At 58.1% G+C, this 25,030-nt stretch carries 24 protein-coding genes; 13 read left to right on the plus strand and 11 right to left on the minus strand.

Features of this window, described 5'->3' with window-relative positions; genetic code table 11:
• Positions 1-37 precede the first annotated feature (37 nt).
• Positions 38-949 carry a LysR family transcriptional regulator gene (locus ELK40_RS10170; protein WP_111965698.1) on the plus strand — a complete coding sequence of 304 codons (912 nt, stop codon included), beginning with the start codon at positions 38-40 and terminating at the stop codon, positions 947-949.
• Positions 950-1,304: 355 nt separating this feature from the next.
• The gene (smrA, locus tag ELK40_RS10175; RefSeq protein WP_127730558.1) at positions 1,305-1,868 is read left to right on the plus strand and encodes a DNA endonuclease SmrA; all 564 of its coding nucleotides are present in this window, start codon (positions 1,305-1,307) and stop codon (positions 1,866-1,868) included.
• Between the two features lie 27 nt (positions 1,869-1,895).
• Here smrA and ELK40_RS10180 read toward each other — a convergent pair whose 3' ends face one another.
• A complete protein-coding gene (locus ELK40_RS10180) occupies positions 1,896-3,557 on the minus strand; it encodes a methyl-accepting chemotaxis protein (RefSeq protein ID WP_127730560.1) in 1,662 nt (553 codons plus the stop codon).
• 144 nt (positions 3,558-3,701) lie between these two features.
• Between ELK40_RS10180 and ELK40_RS10185 the strand changes: the two genes are divergently transcribed.
• From ELK40_RS10185 to umuC, 3 genes are all read left to right on the plus strand, one after another.
• Positions 3,702-4,568 carry an aldo/keto reductase family oxidoreductase gene (locus ELK40_RS10185; protein WP_115874893.1) on the plus strand — a complete coding sequence of 289 codons (867 nt, stop codon included), beginning with the start codon at positions 3,702-3,704 and terminating at the stop codon, positions 4,566-4,568.
• 159 nt (positions 4,569-4,727) lie between these two features.
• Entirely contained in the window at positions 4,728-5,162 is a 435-nt protein-coding gene (gene umuD, locus ELK40_RS10190) for a translesion error-prone DNA polymerase V autoproteolytic subunit (protein ID WP_127730562.1), read from the plus strand.
• Complete coding sequence (gene umuC / locus ELK40_RS10195) at positions 5,146-6,408, plus strand: translesion error-prone DNA polymerase V subunit UmuC (protein WP_115874895.1); 1,263 nt, start codon at positions 5,146-5,148, stop codon at positions 6,406-6,408. The genes umuD and umuC overlap by 17 nt, the downstream gene beginning before the upstream one ends.
• Before the next feature lie 12 nt (positions 6,409-6,420).
• Here the strand turns inward: umuC and ELK40_RS10200 are convergent, their stop codons facing one another.
• Positions 6,421-6,690 (minus strand): hypothetical protein, encoded by a 270-nt coding sequence (locus tag ELK40_RS10200; protein ID WP_111965704.1) that lies wholly within the window; start codon positions 6,688-6,690, stop codon positions 6,421-6,423.
• Positions 6,691-6,772: 82 nt separating this feature from the next.
• Positions 6,773-7,660, minus strand: coding sequence for a LysR family transcriptional regulator (locus tag ELK40_RS10205; protein ID WP_127730564.1), 888 nt, complete (start codon positions 7,658-7,660; stop codon positions 6,773-6,775).
• Between the two features lie 97 nt (positions 7,661-7,757).
• Between ELK40_RS10205 and ELK40_RS10210 the strand changes: the two genes are divergently transcribed.
• Complete coding sequence (locus ELK40_RS10210) at positions 7,758-8,813, plus strand: SDR family oxidoreductase (protein WP_127730566.1); 1,056 nt, start codon at positions 7,758-7,760, stop codon at positions 8,811-8,813.
• Positions 8,814-8,853: 40 nt separating this feature from the next.
• Here ELK40_RS10210 and ELK40_RS10215 read toward each other — a convergent pair whose 3' ends face one another.
• Positions 8,854-9,834: a nitronate monooxygenase gene (locus ELK40_RS10215; RefSeq protein ID WP_127730568.1), complete on the minus strand. Its 981-nt coding sequence runs from the start codon at positions 9,832-9,834 to the stop codon at positions 8,854-8,856.
• Positions 9,835-9,969: 135 nt separating this feature from the next.
• Between ELK40_RS10215 and ELK40_RS10220 the strand changes: the two genes are divergently transcribed.
• The gene (locus ELK40_RS10220; protein WP_127730570.1) at positions 9,970-10,854 is read left to right on the plus strand and encodes a LysR family transcriptional regulator; all 885 of its coding nucleotides are present in this window, start codon (positions 9,970-9,972) and stop codon (positions 10,852-10,854) included.
• Here ELK40_RS10220 and ELK40_RS10225 read toward each other — a convergent pair.
• Entirely contained in the window at positions 10,826-12,280 is a 1,455-nt protein-coding gene (locus ELK40_RS10225) for a PLP-dependent aminotransferase family protein (protein WP_127730572.1), read from the minus strand. The two genes, ELK40_RS10220 and ELK40_RS10225, sit on opposite strands and share 29 nt — an antisense overlap.
• A gap of 96 nt (positions 12,281-12,376) precedes the next feature.
• Between ELK40_RS10225 and ELK40_RS10230 the strand changes: the two genes are divergently transcribed.
• Positions 12,377-13,144: an arylamine N-acetyltransferase gene (locus tag ELK40_RS10230; protein WP_111965710.1), complete on the plus strand. Its 768-nt coding sequence runs from the start codon at positions 12,377-12,379 to the stop codon at positions 13,142-13,144.
• Between the two features lie 22 nt (positions 13,145-13,166).
• Here the strand turns inward: ELK40_RS10230 and ELK40_RS10235 are convergent, their stop codons facing one another.
• The 4 genes from ELK40_RS10235 to ELK40_RS10250 all read right to left on the minus strand — a co-directional run bounded on the left by ELK40_RS10235 (position 13,167) and on the right by ELK40_RS10250 (position 19,356).
• Entirely contained in the window at positions 13,167-16,244 is a 3,078-nt protein-coding gene (locus tag ELK40_RS10235; protein ID WP_127730575.1) for an efflux RND transporter permease subunit, read from the minus strand.
• Positions 16,241-17,389, minus strand: a complete 1,149-nt coding sequence (locus ELK40_RS10240; protein WP_127730577.1) for an efflux RND transporter periplasmic adaptor subunit — start codon at positions 17,387-17,389, stop codon at positions 16,241-16,243. Before ELK40_RS10240 ends, ELK40_RS10235 begins: the two co-directional genes overlap by 4 nt.
• A gap of 78 nt (positions 17,390-17,467) precedes the next feature.
• Positions 17,468-18,664 carry an ATP-binding protein gene (locus ELK40_RS10245; RefSeq protein WP_127730579.1) on the minus strand — a complete coding sequence of 399 codons (1,197 nt, stop codon included), beginning with the start codon at positions 18,662-18,664 and terminating at the stop codon, positions 17,468-17,470.
• Positions 18,661-19,356 carry a response regulator gene (locus tag ELK40_RS10250; RefSeq protein WP_127730582.1) on the minus strand — a complete coding sequence of 232 codons (696 nt, stop codon included), beginning with the start codon at positions 19,354-19,356 and terminating at the stop codon, positions 18,661-18,663. Before ELK40_RS10250 ends, ELK40_RS10245 begins: the two co-directional genes overlap by 4 nt.
• A gap of 123 nt (positions 19,357-19,479) precedes the next feature.
• Here ELK40_RS10250 and ELK40_RS10255 point away from each other — a divergent pair, with 123 nt between their 5' ends.
• Positions 19,480-20,265, plus strand: coding sequence for a MipA/OmpV family protein (locus ELK40_RS10255; RefSeq protein WP_127730583.1), 786 nt, complete (start codon positions 19,480-19,482; stop codon positions 20,263-20,265).
• A gap of 35 nt (positions 20,266-20,300) precedes the next feature.
• Here ELK40_RS10255 and yajD read toward each other — a convergent pair whose 3' ends face one another.
• The gene (yajD, locus tag ELK40_RS10260; RefSeq protein ID WP_023617218.1) at positions 20,301-20,648 is read right to left on the minus strand and encodes an HNH nuclease YajD; all 348 of its coding nucleotides are present in this window, start codon (positions 20,646-20,648) and stop codon (positions 20,301-20,303) included.
• A gap of 178 nt (positions 20,649-20,826) precedes the next feature.
• On the opposite strand from yajD, the gene ELK40_RS10265 reads away from it, so the two are divergent.
• Positions 20,827-21,852 carry an LLM class flavin-dependent oxidoreductase gene (locus tag ELK40_RS10265; protein WP_127730585.1) on the plus strand — a complete coding sequence of 342 codons (1,026 nt, stop codon included), beginning with the start codon at positions 20,827-20,829 and terminating at the stop codon, positions 21,850-21,852.
• Between the two features lie 25 nt (positions 21,853-21,877).
• Positions 21,878-22,825: a zinc-dependent alcohol dehydrogenase family protein gene (locus ELK40_RS10270; RefSeq protein ID WP_115874906.1), complete on the plus strand. Its 948-nt coding sequence runs from the start codon at positions 21,878-21,880 to the stop codon at positions 22,823-22,825.
• A gap of 3 nt (positions 22,826-22,828) precedes the next feature.
• Here ELK40_RS10270 and ELK40_RS10275 read toward each other — a convergent pair whose 3' ends face one another.
• Complete coding sequence (locus ELK40_RS10275) at positions 22,829-23,863, minus strand: AI-2E family transporter (protein ID WP_111965717.1); 1,035 nt, start codon at positions 23,861-23,863, stop codon at positions 22,829-22,831.
• Positions 23,864-24,284: 421 nt separating this feature from the next.
• Between ELK40_RS10275 and mdtJ the strand changes: the two genes are divergently transcribed.
• Both mdtJ and mdtI read left to right on the plus strand, forming a co-directional pair.
• Positions 24,285-24,647, plus strand: coding sequence for a multidrug/spermidine efflux SMR transporter subunit MdtJ (gene mdtJ, locus ELK40_RS10280; protein WP_029739354.1), 363 nt, complete (start codon positions 24,285-24,287; stop codon positions 24,645-24,647).
• The gene (mdtI, locus tag ELK40_RS10285) at positions 24,634-24,963 is read left to right on the plus strand and encodes a multidrug/spermidine efflux SMR transporter subunit MdtI (protein ID WP_045910373.1); all 330 of its coding nucleotides are present in this window, start codon (positions 24,634-24,636) and stop codon (positions 24,961-24,963) included. The genes mdtJ and mdtI overlap by 14 nt, the downstream gene beginning before the upstream one ends.
• Positions 24,964-25,030 lie beyond the last annotated feature (67 nt).

A 25,030-nucleotide genomic window follows, 5' to 3' on the forward strand; every position in this document is an offset into this window, starting at 1 on the left:
TTCTTTACTCTGATAAACAACGGTTATCGGTCGGGCTATGACATTCCAGATTAAATTTCATCAAATCCGGGCGTTTGTTGAGGTTGCGCGTCAGGGCAGCATTCGCGGTGCCAGCAGGACGCTGAATCTTTCGCAACCGGCGCTGACCAAATCCATCAAAGAGCTGGAGGAGGGCATGGCGGCGCAGCTTTTCGTGCGCAGGAGTAAGGGCGTCGCGTTGACCGAATGCGGTGAGGGCTTTTACCAGCGCGCCCGGTTGATTCTGGAAGAGCTGCGTGCCGCGCAGGATGACATCCGTCAGCGGCAGGGTGAGCTGGCCGGGCAGATCAACATCGGAATGGGAGCCAGCGTTTCGCGCACGCTTATGCCCGCCGTTATCACACGCTTCCATGCGCAGCATCCGCAGGTCAAGGTGCGGATAATGGAAGGGCAGCTGGTGTCGATGATCAATGAATTACGCCAGGGCGAGCTGGACTTCACCATTAACACCTATTATCAGGGACCTTACGACCAGGAATTTACGTTTGAAAAACTCTTCGAGAAGCCGTTTGCGGTATTTTGTCGCGAAGGGCATCCGGCAACGGGGGCAACGTCGATTAATGAACTTCTGCATTATAACTGGACAATGCCGACGCCGCGGGGAAGTTATTATAAGCAGTTAGAAGAGGTATTTAGCCATCGCTCGCAAATACCGCGAATTGGTGTGGTCTGCGAAACATTTTCTTCCTGTATTAGCCTGGTCGCGCAAAGTGATTTTTTAAGCATATTGCCGCAGGAGTTAGGCTGTGACCCGCTTCTGGCGCACCGCCTGGTCATGCTGCCGGTTGTCGAATCGCTTCCCAAAGCAGCATATTATTTAATTCAGCGCCGTGATTCACGTCAGACGCCCCTTGCTGAATCATTAATTACGCAATTCAGGAGAGAAGCGAGGAAAATAATCGTGGCGTGAAAGTGAGATAATAAAAAAACAGGATCTGCCCGACATCAGACAGATCCTCCAGTACACACAGCAGTGCGTCCTTTCGCCAATCCTGAGTATTATATCCATGAAGCAGGTATATTTAGGTATAACACCTTTTTAGCAAAATGGAAGGGTATTGAGTGCTTGATTTTACGAAAATTTAACACAAATCACTTATTTCATTCTTGCTGAAATTTTAGTTAAGTCATATTTAACTTTATTTTATAAATACTATATATATTCATCAGGTTAATATTTGTTGCGCACGACGCCCGTAACGGTGATTGAGGCCTGTCTCAGGCGCAGGTATAGTACCGTCCTCAGTTGTAGCCGGAGGATATCCATGAACCCTGACGACAAATCCTTTTTTCTTGACGCCATGGAAGATGTCCAGCCGCTGAAGCGTGGCCCGGATATTCACTGGCAGCCCAGCCGCAATACGCGGACGCGCCAGGAGGTGGATAGTGAACAGCTGGATAACTTCCTGACGCTGGATTTTCTTGACCTGCTTCCCCTGGAAGAACCGCTGGCGTTCCAGCGCGAAGGGGTGCAGCAGGGTGTTATCGATAAGCTGCGCTCGGGTAAATATGCCCGCCAGGCCAGCTTAAACCTCCTGCGCCAGCCCGCCGAACGCTGCCGTCAGATGCTCTATTCTTTTATCCGCCAGGCCGGACGTGACGGGTTACGTAACCTGATTATCATTCACGGGAAAGGGCGGGAGCAGAACTCACATCCTAATGTGGTGCGCAGCTATCTGGCGCGCTGGTTAACCGAGTTCGAGGAAGTGCAGGCCTTCTGCGTGGCGCTGCCGCATCACGGCGGCAGCGGGGCATGCTACGTTTCACTGCGTAAATCCGATGAAGCAAAACAGGAGAACTGGGAGCGACACGCCAAGCGCAGCCGCTAGCGGGCGATATTCTCGCCCGCCTGAAACTCAGAAGGTTTCCCAGTTGCTGTCGGTGGCGGCGTTTGCGGTTGCCGGGCGCAACAGCTGGGGCGTTTTCACGCTGGCCGGGCGCGGGGCTACCGCTTTTTCTTTGCCGTTCAGACGAAACGCGGCTACCGCCTGGCGCAGCTGCTCGGACTGATCTTCCAGCGCCGCCGCCGCCGTGGCGGATTCCTGCACCAGCGCGGCGTTTTGTTGCGTCACGCTGTCCATCTGCGAAACGGCCAGGCTCACCTGCTCAATACCGCGGCTCTGCTCGTCAGAGGCAGAGGAAATCTCGCCCATGATATCGGTCACGCGGGTAACGGCGGCGACGATTTCCTTCATGGTGGTGCCCGCCTCGCTGACCTGCTCAGAACCGGTATTCACCCGGCTGACGGAGTTTTCGATAAGCCCTTTGATCTCTTTCGCCGCCTGCGCGCTGCGGCTCGCCAGGGTACGGACTTCACCTGCAACGACCGCAAAACCACGGCCCTGTTCCCCGGCGCGTGCCGCTTCCACCGCGGCGTTTAGCGCCAGAATATTGGTCTGGAACGCGATGCTGTCGATCACGCCGGTAATATGCGCAATTTGCTGCGAACTGTCGGCGATTTCGTTCATGGTGCGAACCACGTTATCCACGACGTGACCGCCGCGCGCGGCCGTTTCAGAGGCGTTTTTCGCCAGCAGCGTGGCCTGACGGGCGTTATCGGAGTTCTGCTTAACCGTCGCGGTCAGCTCTTCCATGCTGGCAGCGGTCTCTTCGAGCGAGGCGGCCTGCTGTTCGGTGCGAGCGGAAAGATCGTTGCTCCCTGCGGCAATTTCACCTGCGCCGGTGTAGATGGAATCCGTACTTCCCCGTACGGCGCTGACGGTGGTCACCAGCGACTGCTGCATCTCATGCAGGCCGGCGGCCAGCTGACCCATCTCATTGCGACCCGAGATAGCGATCTCCTGCGTCAGGTCGCCCCCTGCAATGGCGCGAATATGGTTCATAATGGAGTGGAGTGGTTTTAACAGCAGGTGCTGTAACCCCTGCCAGATGACCACCAGAACCGCGATCACGGCCAGCAGAATAGCCGCCAGCGTCCACTGCATCTGCGTGAAGCTGCTCTGGTTCTCTTCGGTTGCCGCCTTCAGCAGGGTATTGTTTTCGGCGCGCCAGCGGTTATAGACCGCTTCCATCTCGTCCTGTGCCTGCTGGGCGTCCAGATCGCCATAGGCCTGATAGTTGTCGGCGCGCAGATACTCAATTGATAAACGCATGACTTCGTGCATCTGGTTCCAGGATTTCTGCATCTCGTCGGTCAATGCCGCCTCCTGGCCCTTAACCTGCGGCAGTTTCTGCCACTCTTTGTTATAGGCTTCGGCTTTTGCCAGCGAGTCGCCTGCGGTGCCCAGCAGTTTATTGATCGCCGCAAGGGAAGCCGGGTCACGCTGGTTTTTCAGGTAGCGGATCGCCACGCGGGTGACGGTTACGCGCGTTTTCACCAGCGTGTTCACGCTGTCGCTCAGGCTTTCCTGCTGGGCGTTGAGCACGCCGGAATTCTGGAAGTTATGGCGATCGTTGCTGACGGCAGAGTAGAACAACCCTCCCGTGACAACTTGCAGCAGACAGAATATGGTGAGGGCAAAGATAATTCCGGTAATCACGTGCAGATTTTTCAGCATAGCGGTCGTCCGTTAGAAAGGATGCAGAGGTACACCAATACTATCGTCGTATAGAATTTAAACTTTAATTTAACTCGCGCTTAACTAAGGGCTCCGGTGAGGAACCTGTTGTAAATCCGGATCATTTTTATGAGGAAGGTCAACATGAGCAGCATTGATAAAAGCGGGACGTACGCGCTCGGGACGCGGACGGTTAATCGGCTGGGCTACGGTGCGATGCAGCTCGCCGGGCCGGGCGTCTTTGGCCCACCGAAGGATAAGCAGGCCGCGCTGGACGTGCTGCGCGAAGCGGTGACGGCGGGGGTGAACCATATTGATACCAGTGATTTTTATGGTCCTCATATCACCAACCAGCTGATCCGCGAGGCGCTTCATCCTTACCGGGACGATCTGACGATCGTCACCAAGATTGGTGCCCGTCGCAACGACAAAGGCGCCTGGCTGCCGGCCTTTTCCGCACAGGAACTGACGCAGGCGGTGCATGACAACCTGCGTAATCTGCAGCTGGACGTGCTGGACGTGGTGAATCTGCGGATCATGTTTAGCGCACACGGGCCTGCGGAAGGGTCGATTGCTGAACCGCTCTCCACCCTGGCAGAATTACAGCAGCAGGGGCTGGTGCGGCATATTGGCCTGAGCAACGTCACGGCCACCCAGGTTGCAGAAGCGCAGAAGATGGTGCCGGTGGTGTGCGTGCAGAACATGTACAACATTGTGAACCGGGGTGACGACGCGCTGGTGGATCTGCTCGCGCAGCAGGGGATCGCGTATGTACCGTTCTTCCCGCTGGGAGGCTTTACGCCGCTGCAATCTTCCGGGCTGAAGGCTGTCGCGGATTCACTGGGCGTCACGGCAATGCAGGTTGCGCTGGCATGGCTGCTGCAGCGTTCTCCGAATATTCTGCTGATCCCGGGCACCTCTTCCGTGGCGCATCTGCGGCAAAACCTCGCGGCGGGGGAACTGCAGCTGCCGCCTGACGCGCTGGAAACATTGAATACGCTGATGGACTGATCGTCACAGGCGCAAAGCCCGACATGCGCTTCCGGGCTTTGCGCGTTTTAAATCTTCTGACACTTCAACGCGTTTGGGTTCGCTTCCGGAAATGACCTTGATCCTTGTCCACAATCCGTAATACTGTATTTATATACAGTATTCGGCGAGAAAGGCATTATGGACACTCTCTTTTCTTATCAACCAAAACAAATCATTGAATTACCTTTGTTTTTAGAACGTGTTGCCTGTGGGTTCCCCAGCCCGGCGCAGGATTATGTGGAGGATCGTCTCGATCTTAACCGGCTGGCAGTAAGGCACCCCAGTGCGACCTATTTTATCAAGGTGAGTGGCGACTCCATGATTGGCGTGGGGATCGGCGATGGCGATCTGCTGGTGGTTGACCGCTCGTTAAATGCCGAACACGGAGATATCGTCGTGGCGTCGGTCGCCGGTGAGTTTACGGTGAAGGAGCTACAGACGCGCCCGGTTCTGAGGCTGTTGCCACATAATGTCCGCTATCAGCCGATTACCTTTCAGTCCGAAGAGGAGCTGCAGATCTTCGGCGTCGTCACCCACACGCTTAAAACGCATAAACATGTTCGCGCTGGTTGATGTGAACAGCTTCTACGCCTCCTGCGAGCGGGTCTTCCGCCCCGATCTGGAGGGGAAGCCCATCGTGGTGGTTTCCAATAACGACGGCTGCATTATTTCACTGTCGCGGGAGGCAAAGCAGTTCGGCATAAAAATGGGTGAGCCGTATTTTAAATTCAAAGAAAAGCTATATCCGTCAAAAATTTACGTCTTTAGCTCGAATTATGCGCTGTATGCCGATCTCAGCAGTCGGGTAATGCAGACGCTGACCGATCTCGCCCCGGCAATAGAGATTTACTCCATTGATGAGGCGTTCGTGAACGTTTCAGGGGTCAGTCACTGCCTGTCACTGGAAGCGTTTGGTCACCAGATGCGCTCGCAGGTCTTTAAAAATACGGGCTTAACCGTTGGCGTCGGTATTGCCCCGACCAAAACGCTGGCGAAGCTGGCCAACTATGCGGCGAAACGGTGGTCCGGCACCGGCGGCGTGGTCGATCTCTCAGGCCGCGAGCGGCAGCGTAAACTGCTGGAAAAGGTTCCGGTAGAGGAGGTGTGGGGGGTAGGCCGACGCATCACGAAAAAGCTCAACGCGATGGGGATCACCACGGCGCTGGAGCTGGCGGAGGCCTCCTCGTGGGTCATTCGCAAACATTTTAACGTGGTGCTGGAGCGTACGGCCCGCGAGCTTCGCGGTGAGCCCTGCCTTGACCTGGAGGAGTTCACCCCCACGAAGCAGCAAATTATCTGTAGCCGTTCGTTTGGACACCGTATTACGCAGTACGAGGAAATGCACCAGGCGATTTGCGCCTACGCGGAACGCGCCGCAGAGAAACTGCGCGGCGAGCATCAATACTGTCGTTTTATCAGCGTGTTTGTGCGCACCAGCCCGCATGCGGACAACGAAATTTATTACGGCAATCAGGCTTCGGTCACCCTGATGACGCCCACCAATGACTCGCGCGATATCATCCGCGCCGCCACGGAAGCGCTGGGGCGGATATGGCTCGACGGGTATCGCTATATGAAGGCCGGGGTCATGCTGGCGGACTTTTTCAGCAGCGGCGTCGCCCAGCTTAACCTGTTTGACGATAATCGCCTGCGCGCCAACAGCGCGGCGCTGATGGAAACGATCGACAGCCTGAATCATTCCGGCAAAGGGAAGATATGGTTTGCCGGGCAGGGTATTGAGAAACCGTGGGCGATGAAGCGGGAAATGTTGTCACCGGCCTATACAACGCGGTACGCCGATTTGCCGGTGGCGAGGTAGAGTATCGTTGCGTTATTTCTTTTGAATCAACCAGGTTGCCGCAGCCGCCAGCGCGCCGATCAGCGGCATTTCGCCCGCACCGGCCAGGAAGTTATGACGATCGATCTCACTATTTTTACGGATATCGGCAAGGCGAGTAAGCGCCTCTTTTTCATCCGCGGCGCCGATCTCCTCGAACTGTTTTTCGAACCCCTGGGCGATGAGCTGTTCAGCCGCATCGGTGTTTGCGCTTTCGAGTGCTATGAGGTTTGGGCCTTTTTGGAAAAAACAGTACTCCGGCATAAGAGCTCCAGAAAAAGGGGATACGGTAAAAATACTCTATTCCTGGCGGTTGAAAAATGCACGTAATTTACGGGGGGAATCATCAGCATTTCTTTAGTATTTCAGGCAGTAACTGCTCAATCACGCTGACGACCTTTCTGACGCGCTGCGGAATAAAGCGGGCATCAGGATAAACGGCAAAGAGGAAGCGATCGGGTAACCGCCAGTCGGGCAGCACCGGTACCAGCGTGCCCGCCTGCAGCGCTCTGGCCACGAGCGGTCGCTGCATGCCGCCGATACCCATGCCGGATTCCAGCGCCTGCAGCAGCGCGTCGCTGGTGTTGGCACGGAAAACGGTATTCACGTTGACCTCGACCGTTTCCTCGTCAGAAATCAGGCGCAGGGGGGCATCCAGCGGAATGCCGCTGAACCGCACGTGTGGGAGCGTCGCCAGCTCGCTGACGGCGTGTACCGCCTGAAAATCGGGAGCGGCAAACAGCGCGGCCTCAATACGCCCCAGCACGCGAGCCGCATGCGCCTGCGGAGGCTCGCTGCCCAGCCGTATCGCGATATCCACGCCCTCCGTCACCAGATCGGCAAGGCGGTCATCGAGAGAAATCATCAGCTGCAGTTCGGGATGCAGGCGCTGCAGCGCCAGCAGATGCGGTAAAAATATCTGGCCCAGGCCGCTCGGTAACTGGACATGGACCCGTCCCTGAACGCTATGATCGGCAGGATGTAAACGCCTCTCCGCTTCCCCCATGGCGTCCAGCACAAGCTGCATATCACGCCGGTAACGTTCACCCTGTTCGGTCAGCTTCATCGTACGCGTCGTTCGGTGCAGCAATACCACACCAAGCGCTTCCTCAAGCGCCGCGATCTGTTGACTGACGGCGGACTGCTTAATCCCGGTCTGACGGGCGGCCGCTGAGAACGAGCCTGCTTCAGCGACGCGTAGAAAGGTAGAAATGGCGGTGAACTTGTTATTCATTTAATGATTCTGCTTATAAGTGCCATCGATTTCAGGGAGTATTTGCAGAAAAAATAATATATCACACTGTGGCTGTCACCCTTTACGGAGAAACACCATGAGTAAGAGGCAGCAACACAACGTCGCCCTGGTCGCGGGCGCCAGCGGCATTGTCGGCAGGCAGCTGGTCAACACGCTCCTGAACCATCAGTGGGAGGTGATTGGCCTTAGCCGTCATGCCGGGTCGCATCCTGACGGCATTCCGATGGTCAAGGTCGATTTACTGGATGAACAGGACAGCGCCCGGGCGCTGCGCTCCCTGAACGGTGTCACCCACATCTTTTACAGCGCCTGGGCGAACGCGGCGAACTGGACGGACATGGTTGAGCCGAACGTCACCATGCTGCGCAATCTGGTCAGCACCCTCGAAACAGCGGCACCTTTGCAGACGATAAGCCTGATGCAGGGGTACAAGGTCTACGGCGCGCATCTGGGGCCGTTTAAAACCCCGGCACGGGAAAGCGATCCCGGCGTGCCGGGGGCCGAGTTTAACGCCGCACAGCTCACGTGGCTAAGCCAGTTTCAGCGGGGAAAACGCTGGCACTGGAATGCCATCAGGCCGGGCGTGGTGGGGAGCGCGGTGCCGGGCAATGCCATGAACCTTGCGCTGAGCATCGCCCTGTACGCCTCCCTGTGCAAGGCGTTGGGTTTACCGCTGCGTTTTCCCGGTTCGGAACAGACCTGGCACAGCATTGTTGACCATACCGACGCCGGGCTGCTGGCCGAGGCAACGCTGTGGGCCGCCGCGTCGCCTGCGGCACAGAATCAGGCCTTCAACGTAAACAATGGCGATATCTGGCGCTGGAGCGAGCTGTGGCCGCGCATCGCACGCTGGTTTGAACTGGACTCTGCGCCGCCGGTGAGGCTGTCATTTCATCAGCTGTTTAACGACTATCGCAGCGTATGGCGCGAACTTGCCGAAGAGCGGCTGGTGGAAGCGGATATTCTGCAGCTGAGCGACGGGCGGTTTGCCGATTTTGTCTTTAGCTGGGATTACGACATGTTCGGTGACGGGAGCAAGCTGCGCAGGGCGGGTTTTACGCAAATGCAGGCGACCGATGAGATGTTTTTCCGCCTGTTTGCGCAGCTGAGAGCCGCGCGGATTATTCCCTGAGAACACAGGGCGTCCTGATAACCGTCAGGACGCCAGGGGCTTACTCAACCGCTAACATATTGACGATCTCGGCCACGCTTTTCACGCTGTGGATGTTCCCAATCCCTGTGCCGAGCGCGATATAGCCTTCATCGGTGTTATCTTCCAGCATGCCCAGGCGCAGGCCCCGTAATCCTCCCATCGCCTTGCCCAGCGCTTCGTTGCTTGCGCCTGCTTTATCCATCGCCGCCAGTTTTTCCGCCAGCTTTCCGGGTAGAGAGCGGTAGTAATGGGGCACGGTCCGGAAAAGCAGCAGGTCCAGGCCGTTGGCGGCAACAATTTTCTCTTTGACTCCCTGCGGCACGCGGCTTTCTTCGGTGCTGATAAAGACCGAACCGGCAAACACGCCTTCAGCGCCTAACGCATGAGCCGCTCTGGCGGTGCGATTATCGGTAATGCCGCCCGCGGCCATCACCGGGATATGCTTCACGGCATCGGCAATCAGCGGCACGATGGAAAAGGTGCCAAGCACCGTTGCGGGCAATGTTCCGCCCTCGTCAAAACCGGTGGCGACGATAATGTCTGCCCCCATTTCTTCTGCGAGACGGGTGTTTTCCGGCGTTGGGTTGATGTCGCGGTAGATAATGGCAATACCCGCCTCTTTTAACTCACTAAACAGCGCGGGAATAATGCTGCCTTCCCCATAGCCCGTATACACCACGACTCTGACGCCTTCCTCTTTTACCACCTGAAGAATAGGCCCTGTCCAGACGTCATTAACGGCGGTAGGGATCAGGTTCACACCAAACGGTTTTTCGGTCAGCCGTTTGGTTTTACGAATTTCTTCCCGCATTTTTTCGGCGGTCTCTTCCGGCGTGGAGACCGCGGTATCGGCGGTTAACCCAGCGTTGGGCCCCAGCACGCCGAGCCCTCCGGCATTGCTGACCGCAGCGACCAGGCGGGCGTCAGTAAGCCAGGACAATGGCCCCTGAATAACAGGTTTTTCGATACCCAGGACCTGACAAATACGGTTATTTTTCATAGCAGACTCTCCCTTACGTTTGAATGGGGAAGAGTGTAGGGCGCAGTATTGTTAGGAAAAATAGCCAAAAATATTCATCACTGTTATAAGATTAATAACAATAACTTTATCCTGCTCGCGGCAAAAACATCCCTTATGCAAATAAACCTCTTTGAATCTATTCGGATTTTTATTGAAATTGTCGAGTCAGGCAGTCTTACCCAGGCGGCGGAGAATCTGCAGGTCCATCGCCCGGCGGTCACCAAAGCGCTGCAGCTTCTTGAGCAACACAGCGGCACGCGGCTCCTGCAGCGCACCACGCGTCGGATTAGCCTGACGCCGGATGGAGAAGCCTTTTATCGCCGGAGTAAGCCTCTGCTGGCGCAGGCGGACGAATTACTGGAGTCGTTTGGTACGGATCGGGCAATACATGGCCAGCTTAGAGTCGATATGCCGGTCTCGTTTGCAACGCTGCGGGTGATACCCAATCTGCCTGACTTTTATCGTCAGCATCCCGGGATCGACATCATTCTGAGCAGCTCTGACCGCCGTCGGGATATGCTGCGGGATGGACTGGACTGCGTGCTGCGGGTGGGTGAGCTGGAGGACGGCGATTATATTGCGCGTAAAATCGGGAAAATCAAAATCACGACCTGCGCCAGCCCGGCCTGGCTGGCAAAACACGGTGTGCCAGAAACGCCGGATGATTTACGCAAGCATCAGGCCATCAACTGGATTAACACCAGCAGCAGACACATTCATCCGTGGACGTTTACCACGCCAGAAGGCGTCGCGGAGATTACCCTGCCCGGTAAGCTTGTCGTGGATAACTCCGAGGCCTACATCGCGGCAGGCATGGCCGGGCTGGGGTTAATGCAGGGGATGAATCTTTTTCTCCAGCCTTACATAGACCGCGGTCTTCTGGTTGAAGTCTTGCCAGGCTATCGCTCGCCGGACCGCAAGCTGTCACTGCTCTATCCACACCGTCACCTCTCCCGCAAGGTGCGGGTTTTTACCGAGTGGCTGGAGAGTCTTGTGTGAAAACGGCCAGCTCGTGGCACAGCGCACCAATTTGTTCCACGGCGTTCAGCAGGCGGGGCGTGGGTTCGTTTGCGCAGTTCAGCCGCAGAAAGTGCGTTAATTCGGCGGCAGGGGAAAACAGGGGACCGGGGCTGACGCCTATACCCAGCGCCAGCGCGCGACGATGCACCTCCAGCGCGTTGACCTGCTGAGGCAGTTCTACCCACAGCAGGAAACCGGCAGCGGGCACGTTAACGCATGTACCGGGTGGAAAGCTCGCCTTGACCTGTGCCACGACGCCGCGAACGCCCTCTGCTATCCGGCGCTTCAGCCGCCGCAGGTGACGATCGTAGTCGCCGCTCGCCAGGACGTCGCTCGTCGCCGCTTCCAGCAGCGGCGCACCGGCCCAGTCTCCGGCCATGCGGGCCTGCAAGACCTGCGGGGAGTAGCGTCCGGCGGCAATCCAGCCGATTCGCCATCCCGGCGCAAGCGTTTTAGACAGGGAGCTGCAGTAGATCACATTTCCGCTCTGGTCGAATGCCTTGCAGGCCGGAGGGCGTTGCCCCTCGCCGACCAGGTCACCGTAAACGTCGTCCTCAATCAGAGGAATACCGGCTTCTTCAAGCAGAGAAACCAGTTCCTGCTTGCGCGCGACGGGCATGCTGGCACCCAACGGGTTTTGCACGGTGGGCGAGGCCAGAACGGCCGCGGGGCGGTGGCAGCGGATGGCGTCCGCCAGCGGTTCCAGCAGCAGGCCTTCCACAGGGTCGGTGGGGATCGCTAAAGCCTTCAGGCCTAAATCCTCCAGCAGCAGGAGCGTGCCAAAGTAGGCGGGCTGCTCAATCGCCACCACATCTCCCGGCTGGCATACGGCCCGAAGGGCCAGGCGCAGCGCCTGCGTCGCGCCTGCGGTAATAATGAGATCGTCCGCGCTGAAACGGGCTCCCCACTGCGCAGAGCGCGCGGCAATTTTACTTCGCAAATCCCGCCTTCCCGGAGGCAGGCTGTAGCTCTGTCCATGTGCGTCCAGACGACGGCCCGCAGAGTGTAACGCCCGCTGCAGCGCATCTCCCGGCAGCCACGCGGGATCGGGCAGGGCGGCGCCCAGCGGGATCAGCCGGGCTTCTGCACTGCTGAACAGCGACCGGGCCACGGCGGACATCGTGACGGGGACCGGGCCGGGTGGGGAACGCGCGGGCTCCACGCGCGGAGGGAGGCTGGTCTGGCGGATGTAATAGCCTGAACGCGGACGCGCAACGATCAGCCCTTCAGCCTCAAGGCAGCGAAGGGCCTCCAGCGCCGTCGGAAGGCTAACGCGCTCGCGTTCGGCCAGTTTGCGCGCGGAGATCATCCTGTCACCGGCGCGCAGCGCGCCGGACGTAATGGTAAGACGCAGCATATCCGCAATACGGCGATAGTGAGGAGAGGAGTGGTACGGCGCAGACATGGATAACTGTTCAGGCTAATTTTCGATGAAACTGACTATACAGCCAATGATGTGTGCCATCTATAGTGTCCGGCATGTTCAGGACAAGGAGGCATTATGCACAGCGATAATTTCAACATTTCCACCTATTTCAAGCGCATAAACTACACCGGACCGGCGGCTGCCGATACGGCCACCCTGCATGCGCTGATGCGCCATCAGCTCTTTTCCGTTCCCTTCGAAAATCTGGACGTGCAGGCGGGCAAAATTGTCTCGCTGGCGCCAGACGAGATTGCCGATAAGGTGTTAAAGAAAGGGCGCGGCGGCTACTGCTATGAGGTAAACGGGCTTTTTGCGATGGCGCTGGAGGCGTTAGGGATACCTTACCGTTTTGTGGCGGCGCGCCCGATGTTCTACCCCGCGCGGCGGCCGAAAACCCATATGGCGCTCATCGCCGAGGTGGAGAGCCGCCAGTGGCTTTGCGATCTCGGGTTCGGCAGCTACGGCATCCGCGCGCCAATGGCGCTGGACACGCTTGACGTGGAAATCACCCAGGATTTCGACACGTTTCGCCTGAGCCGCAGCGCGGAGGGAGAGTATTTGCTTGAGGCGAAGGTTGAGGGAGAGTGGGCCCGGCAGTACGGCTTTGATCTCACCCCTCAGGAATGGATTGACTTCGTTCCGGCCAACTACCTTAACTCCACGCACCCGGATGCCATCTTTGTGCAGAAGCGGGTGGTGGTGCAGCACAGCCCGGAGGGACGCCAGATTTTACTGGGCGATATGCTGAAAACCATTACGGCGAACGGCACTGAAACGCGGAAACTGGCGGAGGATGAAATCCGCCATGTCCTGAAAGACCGTTTTGCGCTAACCGCTGCGTAATCTGCCGGTGAACGGTAGGGCCTCAGCGCGGTCCGTCTTCTGCGGCTTTGCGCTGAGCTCCCCGCTGTAACAGCAGGCTAAACGACGCGGGTAACACGGTCAGCGTCACCAGCGTCGCAGCCAGCAGCCCGCCGATAATGGCATAGGCCATTGGGCCCCAGAAAACCTGATGAGAGATCGGGATCATGCCCAGAATGGCGGCGCAGGCGGTCAGCCAGATGGGTCTGGCCCTGTGCTCCGCTGCCGCCATAATCGCGGCATCATTTGCCATCCCCTGGGCAAGATTGCTGTCAACCTCGCTAATCAATATTACCGCGTTACGCACGATCATCCCCGCCAGGGCGATAACGCCCAGCAGCGCAACAAACCCCATCGGCGTTCCGCCGGGCAGCATAGCCAGCACGATCCCCGGTAAACCAAACGGGGCCATCAGGAGTGCCAGCAGCATCCGGGAATATCGCCGCAGCTGAAGCATCAGCAGCAACAGCATGATGACCAGCGTTACCGGAAGAACGGTAAAGACGGAGCTGTTCCCCTTATCCGATTCGGCAACCGCGCCGCCTTCTTCAATGCTGTAACCTGCGGGCAGGCTCGCGCGCAGTTTATCCACCGTCGGACGCAGCGCGGCGGATACCGCTTCAGCCTTCAGCCCCGGGGCAAGGTCGGTTTGCACCGTGATAAAGGGCACGCGCTGGCGGCGCCAGATGACCGGATCGTCCACGCCCCAGACCGGCGTCGCGACGGCGCTGAGCGGAATTTTTTTACCGTCATTCCCCTGAATCGTGAGCGAGGAGAGGGTGGCGGTGCTGTGGCGCGCGCTGTCCTCGGCCCGCAGCACCACGTCGACAAGGCGGTCATTATCCCTGACCGAGGTGACGACGCTGCCGGACCAGACGGTATTCAGCGTGCGGGCGAGGCTTTCGGACGATATTCCCGCCGCCCTGGCCGCCGTCTGATTTACCTCAAGGGTAATGACTCTCTCCGGCTCTCCGGCCGTCTGGTTAACGTCGCGTGAGAACGAAGACCGGCCAATCGCGTCCGTGAGACGGTTCGCAAACGCCCGGACCTGCAGATAATCCGGCCCGCTCACCCGGTATTTGATGGGCCAGCCGACGGGAGGCCCCAGCTCAAGGGGCGACACGCGGGTGATGATGTCGCTAAATTGCGTCGCCAGGATCGTGTTGAGCTGTGCGTGCAGACGATCCCGCGCCGCAAGATCCTTCGCGACCACAACCATCTGGGCGATATTTTCATTTTCCAGCAGCACGTCCATCGGCAGGTAAAAACGGATGGCGCCTGAGCCAACGTACGTCGAAAAGCGATCGATATTGCTGTTGTCGGCCAGCGCCTTTTCCAGCTTTTCCACCTCTCTGAGCGTTTCCGGCTGCGACGCGTTGGCCGGAAGCGTCAGGCTGACCAGCAGCTCGGGCCGGTCCGAGGCGGGGAAAAACTCGCCCTGCATAAACGTCGTGCCGTACGCTGACAGCCCCAGCGCGGAAAGGGCGAGCAGCACGGTAGCGACTCGGTGACGCAATGCCAGGCGTAAAAGCCGTCCGTACCCGCGCGCGATCCTTCCGGGTTCTGCCGCGTGATGTCTGATTGTTTCCGGCAGCAGCCACGTACCCGTTAGCGGCGAAAACAAGATCGCGACAACCCAGGAGCAGAGCAGGGCAATGAGCACCACCGCAAAGAGGGAAAAACAGTATTCCCCGGCGCTGGAGGCCGCAAAACCAACGGGAATAAAACCGGCAATCATTACCAGAGTCCCGGTGAGCATCGGGAAGGCCGTCGTTTTGAATGCATAGGTGGCCGCGTGCCGACGGGAATCCCCCGCTTCCAGCCGGGAAACCATCGTTTCGACGGCGATCATGGCGTCATCCACCAGCAGGCCCAGGGCGATGATCAGCGCCCCGAGCGAGATACGCTGAAGGCCAATACCTGCGAGCATCATGCCGGCAAACGTCATGGCGAGCACCAGCGGAATGGCCGTCGCCACCACCAGTCCGGCCCGTAAACCCAGCGAGACAAATGAAACCGCCAGCACGATAACAACGGCTTCGATAAGCACCCGGATAAACCCGCTTACCGCGTCACTCACCACCGCGGACTGATCGGAGACTTTCACCATCTCGATACCGTGCGGCAGCCCGGCGCTGAGGGCCGCCATTTTTGCGTTCAGCGCAGCGCCGAAACGCAGCATGTTGCCCGTTGGCGCCATCGACACCGCCAGCCCGATAGCCGGCTTGCCGTTCACCCGGTAGGCCGGAGCCGGTGGCTCGGCGATTTCACGGGTTACGGTGGCAATATCGGTCAGCGGAATATAGCGATTGTTAACGTGCAGCGTGACGGCGCGTAAGCTCTCTTCGGTGGTGAGCGCTCCGCTGACCTTTATCGCCATGTTCTCCTGCCCGGTTCGCATAACGCCAGCCGGGACAACCGCGTTTTGCGCCCGGAGGGCGTCAGCAACTTCCTGAATATCGAGCCCCATACCGGCCAGGCGTGCCGGAGAAAAGGCGAGAACCCACTGCTCCTGCTGTTCGCCCAGCAGGGTGGTCTTACCCATATCCGGCAGGGACATGAGCTCGCGACGTATTGTCTCTACGCGATCCCGCACCTCCCGCAGGGTAAAACCGTCGGGAATAAAGGCATAAATAGTGCCGAACGTGTCGTCAAACTCGTCGTCCACGGCAGGCCCCTGCACCCCGTCAGGCAGGGACGGCGCGATGTCCTGCATTTTTTTGCGAACCTGATACCAGATATCGGGCACGCGTTGCGGGGGCGTATCGTCACGGAGGTTGACGTGGATAACGGTGCGCCCGGCACGGGTTTCACTTTCGAGATAGTCCAGCCAGGGCGTTTCCTGCAGCTTTTTTTCAAGCGTATCGGTCAGCAGGCGGGTGGTATCCGTCACGGAGGCTCCCGGCCACTGCGCGGAGACGACGGCCGTTTTAATGGTGAACGCCGGATCTTCATTACGCGGCAGCTTCTCATAGCAGAACACGCCCATCGCAAGCACCAGCAGCATGAAAAAGCTGACCATCTGCTGGTTCTTAAGCGCCCAGGCGGAGAGGTTAAATTTGGCTTCCGCTCCGGTACTCATGGCTGAACCTCCCCTGGCACCACCGGCTCGCCGGATCGTAATGTGCTCACGCCCGCCGTAATCACCCTGTCGCCGGGCTCAAGGCCGGAGGCAATCATGACGGAGGTGGCCGTATAGCTCGCGGGCACTACCGCGCGCAGCTGCGCCCGCGACTGTGAAGCGATCACAAAAACGGCCGGTTTGTCGCCGACGCGGGTCAGCGCCGACGCGGGAAGGGTGTACCCGTGCGGGGATGACGATGGCAACGTAACGGTGACACTGGCGCCCAGCGCCATAGCCTCCGGCGGGTTTTGCAGGGTGGCTCTGACGCGCCACGTGCGGGTCTGAGGATCGGCCTGCGGGGTAATATCCCGCAGTACGGCAGAGGCCTGTACCGACGGGTCGCTGAGGAGGGAAACCCGCAAAACCGCCTTATCCAGAGGTGGGATCGCATCGGGCGTGGCAATATCAAACGCCACGTCACGACCTTCTCCGGTCGCCAGCGTCAGCACGGACTGGCCGTCGCTGACAACCTGCCCCGCTGAGGCATTCACGGCCGTGATGACGCCCGCTTGCGGGGCGATCAGGCGCGTCCAGCCGAGGCTTTCGCGAGCATTTCGCCACGCGGCCTCGCTGCTTTTTAAGCGCGCGCGGGCGACAAGCCAGTCCGCACGGGCGCTGTCGAGCTGCGTGCGGGCGATAGCACCCGTTGGCATGAGCTTTTGCATTCGACTAACGTTAAGCGCGGCGACCTGGGCAGAGGCTTTGGCGCTTTCATAGTCGGCCGCGGCGCCGTCGAGCTGGTTTTGCCCGGTCGTATTATCAAGCGTGGCCAGCAGCTGTCCGGCAGTGACCCGGTCGCCAATATCAACGCTGCGCGTCAGTACCCGGCCTCCGGTACGAAAGCTCAGGGTCGTTTCATCGTGGGCATGGATCTCACCGGTTCTTTCCAGCGCGGGAAGGGTTTGGGCGGTGCCAACGACGACGTAGCGTACCTTACGCACTGGGTCAGGTTTGTTTTCGTGTTTATCACCGCAGCCGGTCAGCGGAAAAATCGCCAGCGCAAGCAGGGCCAGGGGAAGAAAATGCAGCCAGGAAAGGGTGCGCGCCACGCCGTACAAATGATGCAGGCAGTGGCGGAGGGAGAGAAAAAATTCGTCTGACATAACGCCGCTCCATAAAGTGAATGGCGTTATTAAATGCGCGGCACGTCGAGAAAGATTCGATGTTCTGTCAAGGCTGTATCAAGAGTGGAAATTTTCATTACCGGACGGGTGCCAGGGCAATACGATGCGTACGGCGAGGCCGCCGGTTTCGGGTAATGACGCGCTAATCTCACCCCCATGCGCCTCGCAAATTGCCCGGGCGATGGACAATCCGAGGCCGCTACCGCCGGAATGCCGCGCGCGGGACTGCTCCTCGCGGCTAAAGCGTTTAAACATTTCCGGTAAAAACTGGGGCGAAACGCCCGGCCCGTCATCGGTGAATTCGAGGATGTAACGCCCGCTGGCGTAACGCAGCGTCACCTCAAGATGTCCGCCCTCGCGCCCGTAGCGTAGCGCATTTTCCATGAGGATAGTAAATACCTGCCCCATGCGGAAAGCATCGCCTCTGAACGGGCACGTACGCGGGTTACGCAGCGTAATCGTAAAATGATGCGCTTCGGCCTGCGGCATAATCCAGGCCGCCCGCTCCTGAATAAGCTCATCCAGAGAAAAGGCCTGCTCTTCCAGCACCAGATTTCCCGCGTCCGCTAACGAGAGAAGGTGAAGCTCATCGGTCAGGCGATTAAGATGCTGAAGCTGTTTCATCACCATGCCCAGCTGTGCCGGGCTGGCATCAAACACGCCGTCCAACATGCCCTGCAGACGACCAATGGCGGCCGTCAGGGGCGAGCGCAGCTCGTGCGCCATCGCGACGTGCGAGGCGCGGAGCTCTTTTTCATAGCGGGCGAGTTGCCCCGTCATGGAGTTAAAGTCGTTTGCAAAGCTGACCATTTCCGCTGGCGCATCCTTGACGAGTTCAGCCTGACGGCCAAACTGCCCTTCGGCGACATCCTTTGCCGCATCGCGAAGGCGGCTGAACTGCAGCGCCAACGGCCGGGCGTGTTTGAGCCCCATCACCACGATAAAAGGGATCATCACCAGCACCAGCAGGGCCACCGTAACCCAGTCCGCAGAGGCGATGGATGGCGTGGAATAACTCAGCCCCCACCAGGTATCCACAATCGAGTGGAAGCGGGCCGGATCGGCCTGTGGGTTCTGGCTGAGCGTCAGAAATTCCTGCCGGACCGCCGGTGGCATCCTGCCCATGATCCAGTAGTTCTGGACCGCATAGCGCAGCCACATGCAGGTGGCAATGACGATCACGCTGCCGATAGCCAGCGCCAGGATGCGCGCGCAAATCCAGCGCCACAGAGAGGAGTGCCGGTTTTTTATCATGGCTGTCTGAACCTGTAACCCACGCCGCGAACGTTGATCAGCACGCCGGAGATGCCCGCCGCTTCGAGTTTTTTACGCAGGTTATAAATATGGGTGTCCACCACGCGCTCCAGCGCCTCGCTTTCCGGCAGACAGTGTTCCAGCAGGTACTGACGGGAAAAGGGGCGTGCGGGAGAGCGCAGCAGCGTTGCCAGAAGCGAGAATTCCGTTGGCGTAAGATCGAGCATCACGGGCGCGTCGTCGCCGTTATCCACGCTCGCCACAATGGCGGCGACATCCACCGCCAGCGTTTGCCAGCGAAGGATCTCGTCGTCTGTCTCTTTTTTACTGCTGCGCCGCAGCACCGCCTGTACGCGAGCCACCACTTCGCCCGGATGATAAGGCTTCACAACGTAATCATCGGCACCGTAACGCAGGGCGCCAATGCGATCGGGAGTATCCCCCATGGCCGTAACCATAATCACCGGCACATCGCTTTTACGACGCAGGCCAGCCAGCACTTCGGTGCCGTTAAGCCCCGGCAGCATCACGTCCAGCAGAATGAGGTCTGGCTTCCACCGCTGTGCCATATCCAGCCCGGAATGACCGTCCCCGGTAATGGTCACGTCGTAATTTTCCCGCCGTAAATAGGCTTCGAGCACGCCAGCCGCATCGGCGTCATCTTCAATAATCAGCACTCTTCTGGACAACATCCGTTCACCTTGACCATTTCTTAACACTATCCCGACGATTCATTGATTCAGCCAAATCATACTGCGCCAACATTGTGTGGCCGTCCTGTATCAGGAGACGCCAGCGTCTGTATGGAGAGCAGTATGATAGCGATAAAAAAAGTCCTGTATATGTCCGTCCCGTTTCTGATGGCCGTGGCTTCCGGCGCGCAGGCGGATGATGGCACCGCTTCCGATTCCCTAACCGTCGGGCTGGGAGGGCAATACGCCCCGCGTTACTCAGGCTCAGACAAGCAGGTGTGGCAGGTGGTTCCTGTGCTGCAGGGACGCAAAGGCGCTTTCTTCGTTGATGCGCAAAAAGGGGTGGGGTATGACCTGCAAAACGACAGCGGCTGGTATTTCGAACACACGCTGGGCTACGACTTCGGAAGGGCTGATAAAAATTCTGGCTGGCGTGAGGGTGCAAACAACCTGAAAGGGATGGGGGACATTGATGCCACCCTGAATACCGGCCTTGCCGTCGGCTGGGAGGCCGCGGCATGGCTGAGTATGGAAGGCAAAGCGACGCTGCCGTTAACCGACAGCCAGGGGGCAAGCTATCAGGCCTCCGTTACGCTGATCCCGGTACAAAATAACCAGGACACGATCGCCTTGCAGTCTGCGGCCCTGTTTGGCGACAGCCGTTACCTGAATACCTGGTATGGGGTCAGCGAGCAGCAGAGCCGCCGCACCGGCTATCGCCGCTATGCTGCGCCGGGTGGATTTTACGGCGTCGACACCAGCCTGACCTGGAGCCATCAGTTCGATGCCCACTGGGGGACGGTCCTGAGCGCGGACTATACCTGGCTTGGCGACCATGCAAATGACAGCCCGATAGTGCTGCGGCGTAATGAGGGGTCTGCAACCGCCGCTATCACCTGGACATTCTAAATTCGTGGATCACGATGTGAGCGAGAGGGAGAGGATTACTTCTTCTTATCCATCATCGCCTTTAAATCGGCAAACGGGTTAAACGTGGCGACGCCCACGTCTTTTTGCGCGTCTTCCCCGGCGACCACGGTGGTGCCGTACCGATCCGCTTCGGTGTATTTCGAATGCTCGTGATCGTGGCAAAACAGGCACAACAGCTCCCAGTTGCTGCCATCTTCCGGGTTGTTGGTATGGTCGTGATCGATATGGTGAACCGTGAGTTCGCGAAGATTGGAATAGACAAACTCGCGCGAGCAGCGTCCACACACCCATGGATAGATTTTTAATGCTTTTTCGCGATAGCCGCTTTCCAGCCGCGCGTAGTTTTTGGGGATCAAAGCCATTGCCGGTTTTACCTGCCATGAAAAGAGTGGGGAAGATTATATCCCATTATGGGGCGGAATGAAGAACCGCGCTATTCTGTCAATTTATTTGATGCTTTCCGTTAAATAAACGGCATTTATTCTTATCGGGTAATGCGTAAAGTGGACAGAACGCAACGTATTATCAGGAAAAATGGTTATGAAAAAGATCGGATTTTTATCCTTTGGTCACTGGACGCCTTCGCCACAGTCGGGCACGCGCTCGGCGGCAGACACGCTGCTGCAGTCCATTGATTTAGCCGTGGCGGCTGAGGAGCTGGGGGCAGACGGCGCCTATTTCCGCGTGCACCACTTCGCCCGACAGCTTAGCTCGCCGTTCCCTCTGCTGGCCGCTATTGGTGCAAAAACGAAAACCATCGAAATCGGCACCGGCGTGATCGACATGCGTTACGAAAACCCGATGTACATGGCCGAGGATGCGGGCGCGGCGGATTTGATTTCCGGTGGTCGCCTGCAGCTCGGCATCAGCCGCGGCTCCCCGGAGCAGGTTATTGATGGCTGGCGTCATTTCGGCTATGTCCCGCAGGAAGGGGAAAACGAGTCGGACATGGCGCGCCGTCATACCGAGGTGCTGCTTGAGGTGCTGCGTGGGGAAGGGTTTGCCAAACCGAACCCACAGCCAATGTTCCCTAATCCGCCGGGGCTGCTGCGCCTGGAGCCGTATTCTGAAGGGCTGCGCGAGCGTATCTGGTGGGGCGCCGGTTCCAATGCGACGGCCGTGTGGGCGGCAAAACTGGGCATGAACCTGCAAAGTTCAACCCTGAAGGACGATGAAACCGGTGAGCCGTTCCATATTCAGCAGGCAAAACAGATCCGCGCGTACCGTCAGGCCTGGAAAGGGGCGGGGCATACGCGTGAGCCGCGGGTGTCGGTCAGCCGCAGTATTTTTGCGCTGATGGACGACCGTGACCGGATGTATTTCGGGGCCAGCCGCAACGACAGCGATAGCGTGGGTTATCTTGATGAGAAAACGCGCGCCATCTTCGGGCGCAGCTATGCCGCGGAGCCGGACAAGCTGGTTGAACAGCTGAAAAAAGACGAGGCGATTGCCGAGGCGGACACGCTCTTACTGACCGTACCGAACCAGCTGGGTGTGGATTATAATGCGCACGTGATTGAGTCTATTCTCAAGCATGTCGCACCGGCAATGGGCTGGCGCGAGTAGTTCCGCTATCAGCCTTGAGATCGTAATGGAAAATCTGGCCCTCTGGTATCGCCGTTTTGGCGAGCCAGAAACCGTTCTGCAACCTGAAACCGCGCCCCCGGGCGCGCTTGCGCCGGGACAGCTCCGCGTGCGGATGCTGTTTTCTCCGGTGAACGCGTCCGATCTTATTCCCATCACCGGCGCCTATCGCCACCGAACCCCGTTACCGGCGATCGCGGGGTATGAAGGTGTTGGGGTTGTCATCGAGGCTCCCGCCTCGTTTAAGCACCTGGTGGGTCAGCGCGTCCTGCCGCTGCGCGGTCAGGGAACCTGGCAGCGCTATGTTGATTGCCCGGCAGAGTATGCGATACCCGTTCCGGACACCGTCGACGCACAGCTGGCCGCGCGGGCCTATATCAACCCGCTGGCGGCGCAGATGATGCTGACCCGCTACCCGCCTCGTGGAAAGCGGGTCTTGCTCACGGCTGCCGGATCGGATTGCGCCATTCTGCTGGGGCAGTGGGCGCGTCAGGCGGGGGCGGAAGCGGTGTACGGCATTCACCGTTCTGCCGTGCATGCTGAACGGCTGGAGGCGATGGGCATCACGCCTGTCGCGCAGCATGACGCAAACAGAATCGGCATCGTCGCCGCCCGTAGCGATATCGTCTACGATGCCACCGGCGGACCGCTTGCGGAAGCGATCCTCAGCGTGATGCCCGAGCAGGGCATGTTTGTCTGCTACGGGCTGCTCTCCGGGCAAGCCTTCACACAGCGGCGGCCTGCGCCGCGCGTGGCGTGGTTCCATATCCGAAACGGTCTGGATGCGCTCGGCGTTGAGGCGTGGCGCGCGGAGTTCGAGCGCATCTGGCTGACATTGCCCGACAGTGAGTACAGCGACGTTACGGTATACCCGCTGGCGGATTGGCAGAGGGCGCTCAGCGCTTATCGTGAAGGTGGAAGGACCCGCAAGCCCCTCCTGTCGATGGAGGACTGAGCGCTATTTATGGCTCATATCGCTCAGCAGCACGGCGATACTTTGCCCGCCGGCCGTCTGTTCCAGACCAATCTTGACGATGATGGTGAGTGGAACGGAGAGCAGCATCCCAACTGGCCCGAGCAGCCAGCCCCAGAATATCAGGGACAAAAAGACCACCAGCGTGGAGAGCCCCAGGCCGCGACCCATCATGCGTGGCTCAAGAATGTTACCGAACACAAGATTGATGACCAGGTATCCGGCAAGCAGGATCAGCGCGTCATAAAGCCCGCTGAAAACCAGCACCTGGAGGATAGGGGGGATCGCCGCCAGCACGGAGCCAATGTTGGGAATGTAGTTGAGCGCAAACGCCAGCAACCCCCAGACAAATGCAAAGCGAACGTCCAGCGCCAGAAGCATCAACCAGACGACAACGCCCGTCACCAGGCTAATGGCGGTTTTCAGCACCAGATAGCGGGAAACGCTGTCCAGCGCGCGTTGAATCGCCCCCATTCCTTCGACCGGACGGACCATCATCTGCTGCAGCTTTGCTGGCAGCTGCGGCACCTCCAGCAGCATGAAAACCACCGTTAAAAACAGCAGGAAAATGGAGGTCATGGCATTGGAAAGCTGCGCCAGCAGGCTGGTGACGATCGTCATCGCCGCGTTGGGGTCGATATATTTCAGCAGTTCTTCCACCGAGACTTCGATACCCGCCCGCTGCAGCCAGGGCTCCAGCTGCAGCAGGGGGATAGCCAGCGAAGAGCGGTATTTTGGCAGCGTTCGCGCCAGTTCATTGAGCGAGGTACCCAGATAAGCCACCAGCAGTACCATCGCCACAATAATGATGCTGATAAGCAGCGTGATGGCCAGCACGCGCGGAATGCGTAGCCGCGTCATGCGCTGCACCAGCGGGTTGAGGATCACCGCAATAAACAGGGCCAGAATAAAGGGCACAATAATGTCGGCGGCGAAGCGCACGCCTGTCAATATGATCACCAGCATGCCCAGCATGATGACAATTTTTAACCCGTTCAGGGTAATGATGGGTTTAGCCATGGTGACTCCGAAATTTTCTTTATATTTATAATAAAGGTGAAAGGCTTTGCAATAAACTAACCAAAATCAAACGGAGTGGGTAAAGAATTGCAAAGACTTTGAGTAAAATCCTGGCTTATGGTACAAATTCGGTGTGTTTAACTACCGAGGACAATTTTCATCCGCAAAGACGAGAAGCAACAACGCGGATAATTGTAATTTTATGGACAATATGTTCAGGACGTACTCTTCAAACAATACTGCTGTATACTCCACTTCTTTCTGCCTGCTTTCCGGTGAGCAACACTGGCGCACCGCACTATAGTCATTTCTTCTGCCTGAGCTGGCGCTAAGCGCTTAGCTGTCTGATTTCAATTCTTATTTTTGGGTTTGCTGCACGCAGCGGGCCACGATGGATTATATTCTCAAGCAGGAGAAAAACATGTTTTACTGGATTTTATTAGCGCTGGCTATTATCGCTGAAATTACCGGCACGCTGTCTATGAAGTGGGCAAGCGTCAGCGATGGCAACACCGGTTTTATTTTGATGCTGGTGATGATTTCACTGTCTTATATTTTCCTCTCGTTTGCAGTGAAAAAAATTGCGCTGGGCGTCGCGTATGCCCTGTGGGAGGGGATCGGTATTTTGTTGATTACGCTGTTCAGCGTGCTGATATTTGACGAAACATTAACAACAATGAAGGTCGCCGGTTTAACGACGCTGGTCGCGGGTATTGTGCTGATTAAGTCCGGTACCCGTAAACCTGGCAAACAGCAGAAGGAGCAGAACCATGCAACAGTTTGAGTGGGTTCATGCGGCCTGGCTGGGGTTCGCCATCGTGCTGGAGATCCTGGCGAACGTTCTGCTGAAATTCTCCGATGGTTTTCGTCGTAAATTCTACGGCCTGATGTCAATTGCGGCGGTTCTGGGGGCGTTCAGCGCGCTGTCCCAGGCGGTAAAAGGTATCGATCTTTCGGTCGCCTATGCGTTGTGGGGCGGTTTTGGTATCGCCGCCACGCTGGCTGCAGGCTGGGTGCTCTTCGGCCAGCGCTTAAATAACAAGGGCTGGATGGGGCTCATCCTGCTGCTTGCCGGCATGATCATGATAAAACTCGCCTGACGGTCATAAAGCCATCCTTTACAGGCAGCGAAATTCGCTGCCTGTATTACGCTTAGAAAAGCAAAAC

It is taken from the genome of Enterobacter sp. N18-03635 (assembly GCF_004006055.1).
In the GTDB taxonomy this organism is placed as follows: Bacteria; Pseudomonadota; Gammaproteobacteria; order Enterobacterales; family Enterobacteriaceae; genus Enterobacter; species Enterobacter vonholyi.

Excerpts from the sequence above, each read along its gene's own strand:
- ELK40_RS10170 (WP_111965698.1), top strand. The coding sequence starts at position 38 with ATGACATTCCAGATTAAATTTCATCAAATCCGGGCGTTTGTTGAGGTT.
- smrA (WP_127730558.1), top strand. The coding sequence starts at position 1,305 with ATGAACCCTGACGACAAATCCTTTTTTCTTGACGCCATGGAAGATGTC.
- ELK40_RS10180 (WP_127730560.1), bottom strand. The coding sequence starts at position 3,557 with ATGCTGAAAAATCTGCACGTGATTACCGGAATTATCTTTGCCCTCACC.
- ELK40_RS10185 (WP_115874893.1), top strand. The coding sequence starts at position 3,702 with ATGAGCAGCATTGATAAAAGCGGGACGTACGCGCTCGGGACGCGGACG.
- umuD (WP_127730562.1), top strand. The coding sequence starts at position 4,728 with ATGGACACTCTCTTTTCTTATCAACCAAAACAAATCATTGAATTACCT.
- umuC (WP_115874895.1), top strand. The coding sequence starts at position 5,146 with ATGTTCGCGCTGGTTGATGTGAACAGCTTCTACGCCTCCTGCGAGCGG.
- ELK40_RS10200 (WP_111965704.1), bottom strand. The coding sequence starts at position 6,690 with ATGCCGGAGTACTGTTTTTTCCAAAAAGGCCCAAACCTCATAGCACTC.
- ELK40_RS10205 (WP_127730564.1), bottom strand. The coding sequence starts at position 7,660 with ATGAATAACAAGTTCACCGCCATTTCTACCTTTCTACGCGTCGCTGAA.
- ELK40_RS10210 (WP_127730566.1), top strand. The coding sequence starts at position 7,758 with ATGAGTAAGAGGCAGCAACACAACGTCGCCCTGGTCGCGGGCGCCAGC.
- ELK40_RS10215 (WP_127730568.1), bottom strand. The coding sequence starts at position 9,834 with ATGAAAAATAACCGTATTTGTCAGGTCCTGGGTATCGAAAAACCTGTT.
- ELK40_RS10220 (WP_127730570.1), top strand. The coding sequence starts at position 9,970 with ATGCAAATAAACCTCTTTGAATCTATTCGGATTTTTATTGAAATTGTC.
- ELK40_RS10225 (WP_127730572.1), bottom strand. The coding sequence starts at position 12,280 with ATGTCTGCGCCGTACCACTCCTCTCCTCACTATCGCCGTATTGCGGAT.
- ELK40_RS10230 (WP_111965710.1), top strand. The coding sequence starts at position 12,377 with ATGCACAGCGATAATTTCAACATTTCCACCTATTTCAAGCGCATAAAC.
- ELK40_RS10235 (WP_127730575.1), bottom strand. The coding sequence starts at position 16,244 with ATGAGTACCGGAGCGGAAGCCAAATTTAACCTCTCCGCCTGGGCGCTT.
- ELK40_RS10240 (WP_127730577.1), bottom strand. The coding sequence starts at position 17,389 with ATGTCAGACGAATTTTTTCTCTCCCTCCGCCACTGCCTGCATCATTTG.
- ELK40_RS10245 (WP_127730579.1), bottom strand. The coding sequence starts at position 18,664 with ATGATAAAAAACCGGCACTCCTCTCTGTGGCGCTGGATTTGCGCGCGC.
- ELK40_RS10250 (WP_127730582.1), bottom strand. The coding sequence starts at position 19,356 with ATGTTGTCCAGAAGAGTGCTGATTATTGAAGATGACGCCGATGCGGCT.
- ELK40_RS10255 (WP_127730583.1), top strand. The coding sequence starts at position 19,480 with ATGATAGCGATAAAAAAAGTCCTGTATATGTCCGTCCCGTTTCTGATG.
- yajD (WP_023617218.1), bottom strand. The coding sequence starts at position 20,648 with ATGGCTTTGATCCCCAAAAACTACGCGCGGCTGGAAAGCGGCTATCGC.
- ELK40_RS10265 (WP_127730585.1), top strand. The coding sequence starts at position 20,827 with ATGAAAAAGATCGGATTTTTATCCTTTGGTCACTGGACGCCTTCGCCA.
- ELK40_RS10270 (WP_115874906.1), top strand. The coding sequence starts at position 21,878 with ATGGAAAATCTGGCCCTCTGGTATCGCCGTTTTGGCGAGCCAGAAACC.
- ELK40_RS10275 (WP_111965717.1), bottom strand. The coding sequence starts at position 23,863 with ATGGCTAAACCCATCATTACCCTGAACGGGTTAAAAATTGTCATCATG.
- mdtJ (WP_029739354.1), top strand. The coding sequence starts at position 24,285 with ATGTTTTACTGGATTTTATTAGCGCTGGCTATTATCGCTGAAATTACC.
- mdtI (WP_045910373.1), top strand. The coding sequence starts at position 24,634 with ATGCAACAGTTTGAGTGGGTTCATGCGGCCTGGCTGGGGTTCGCCATC.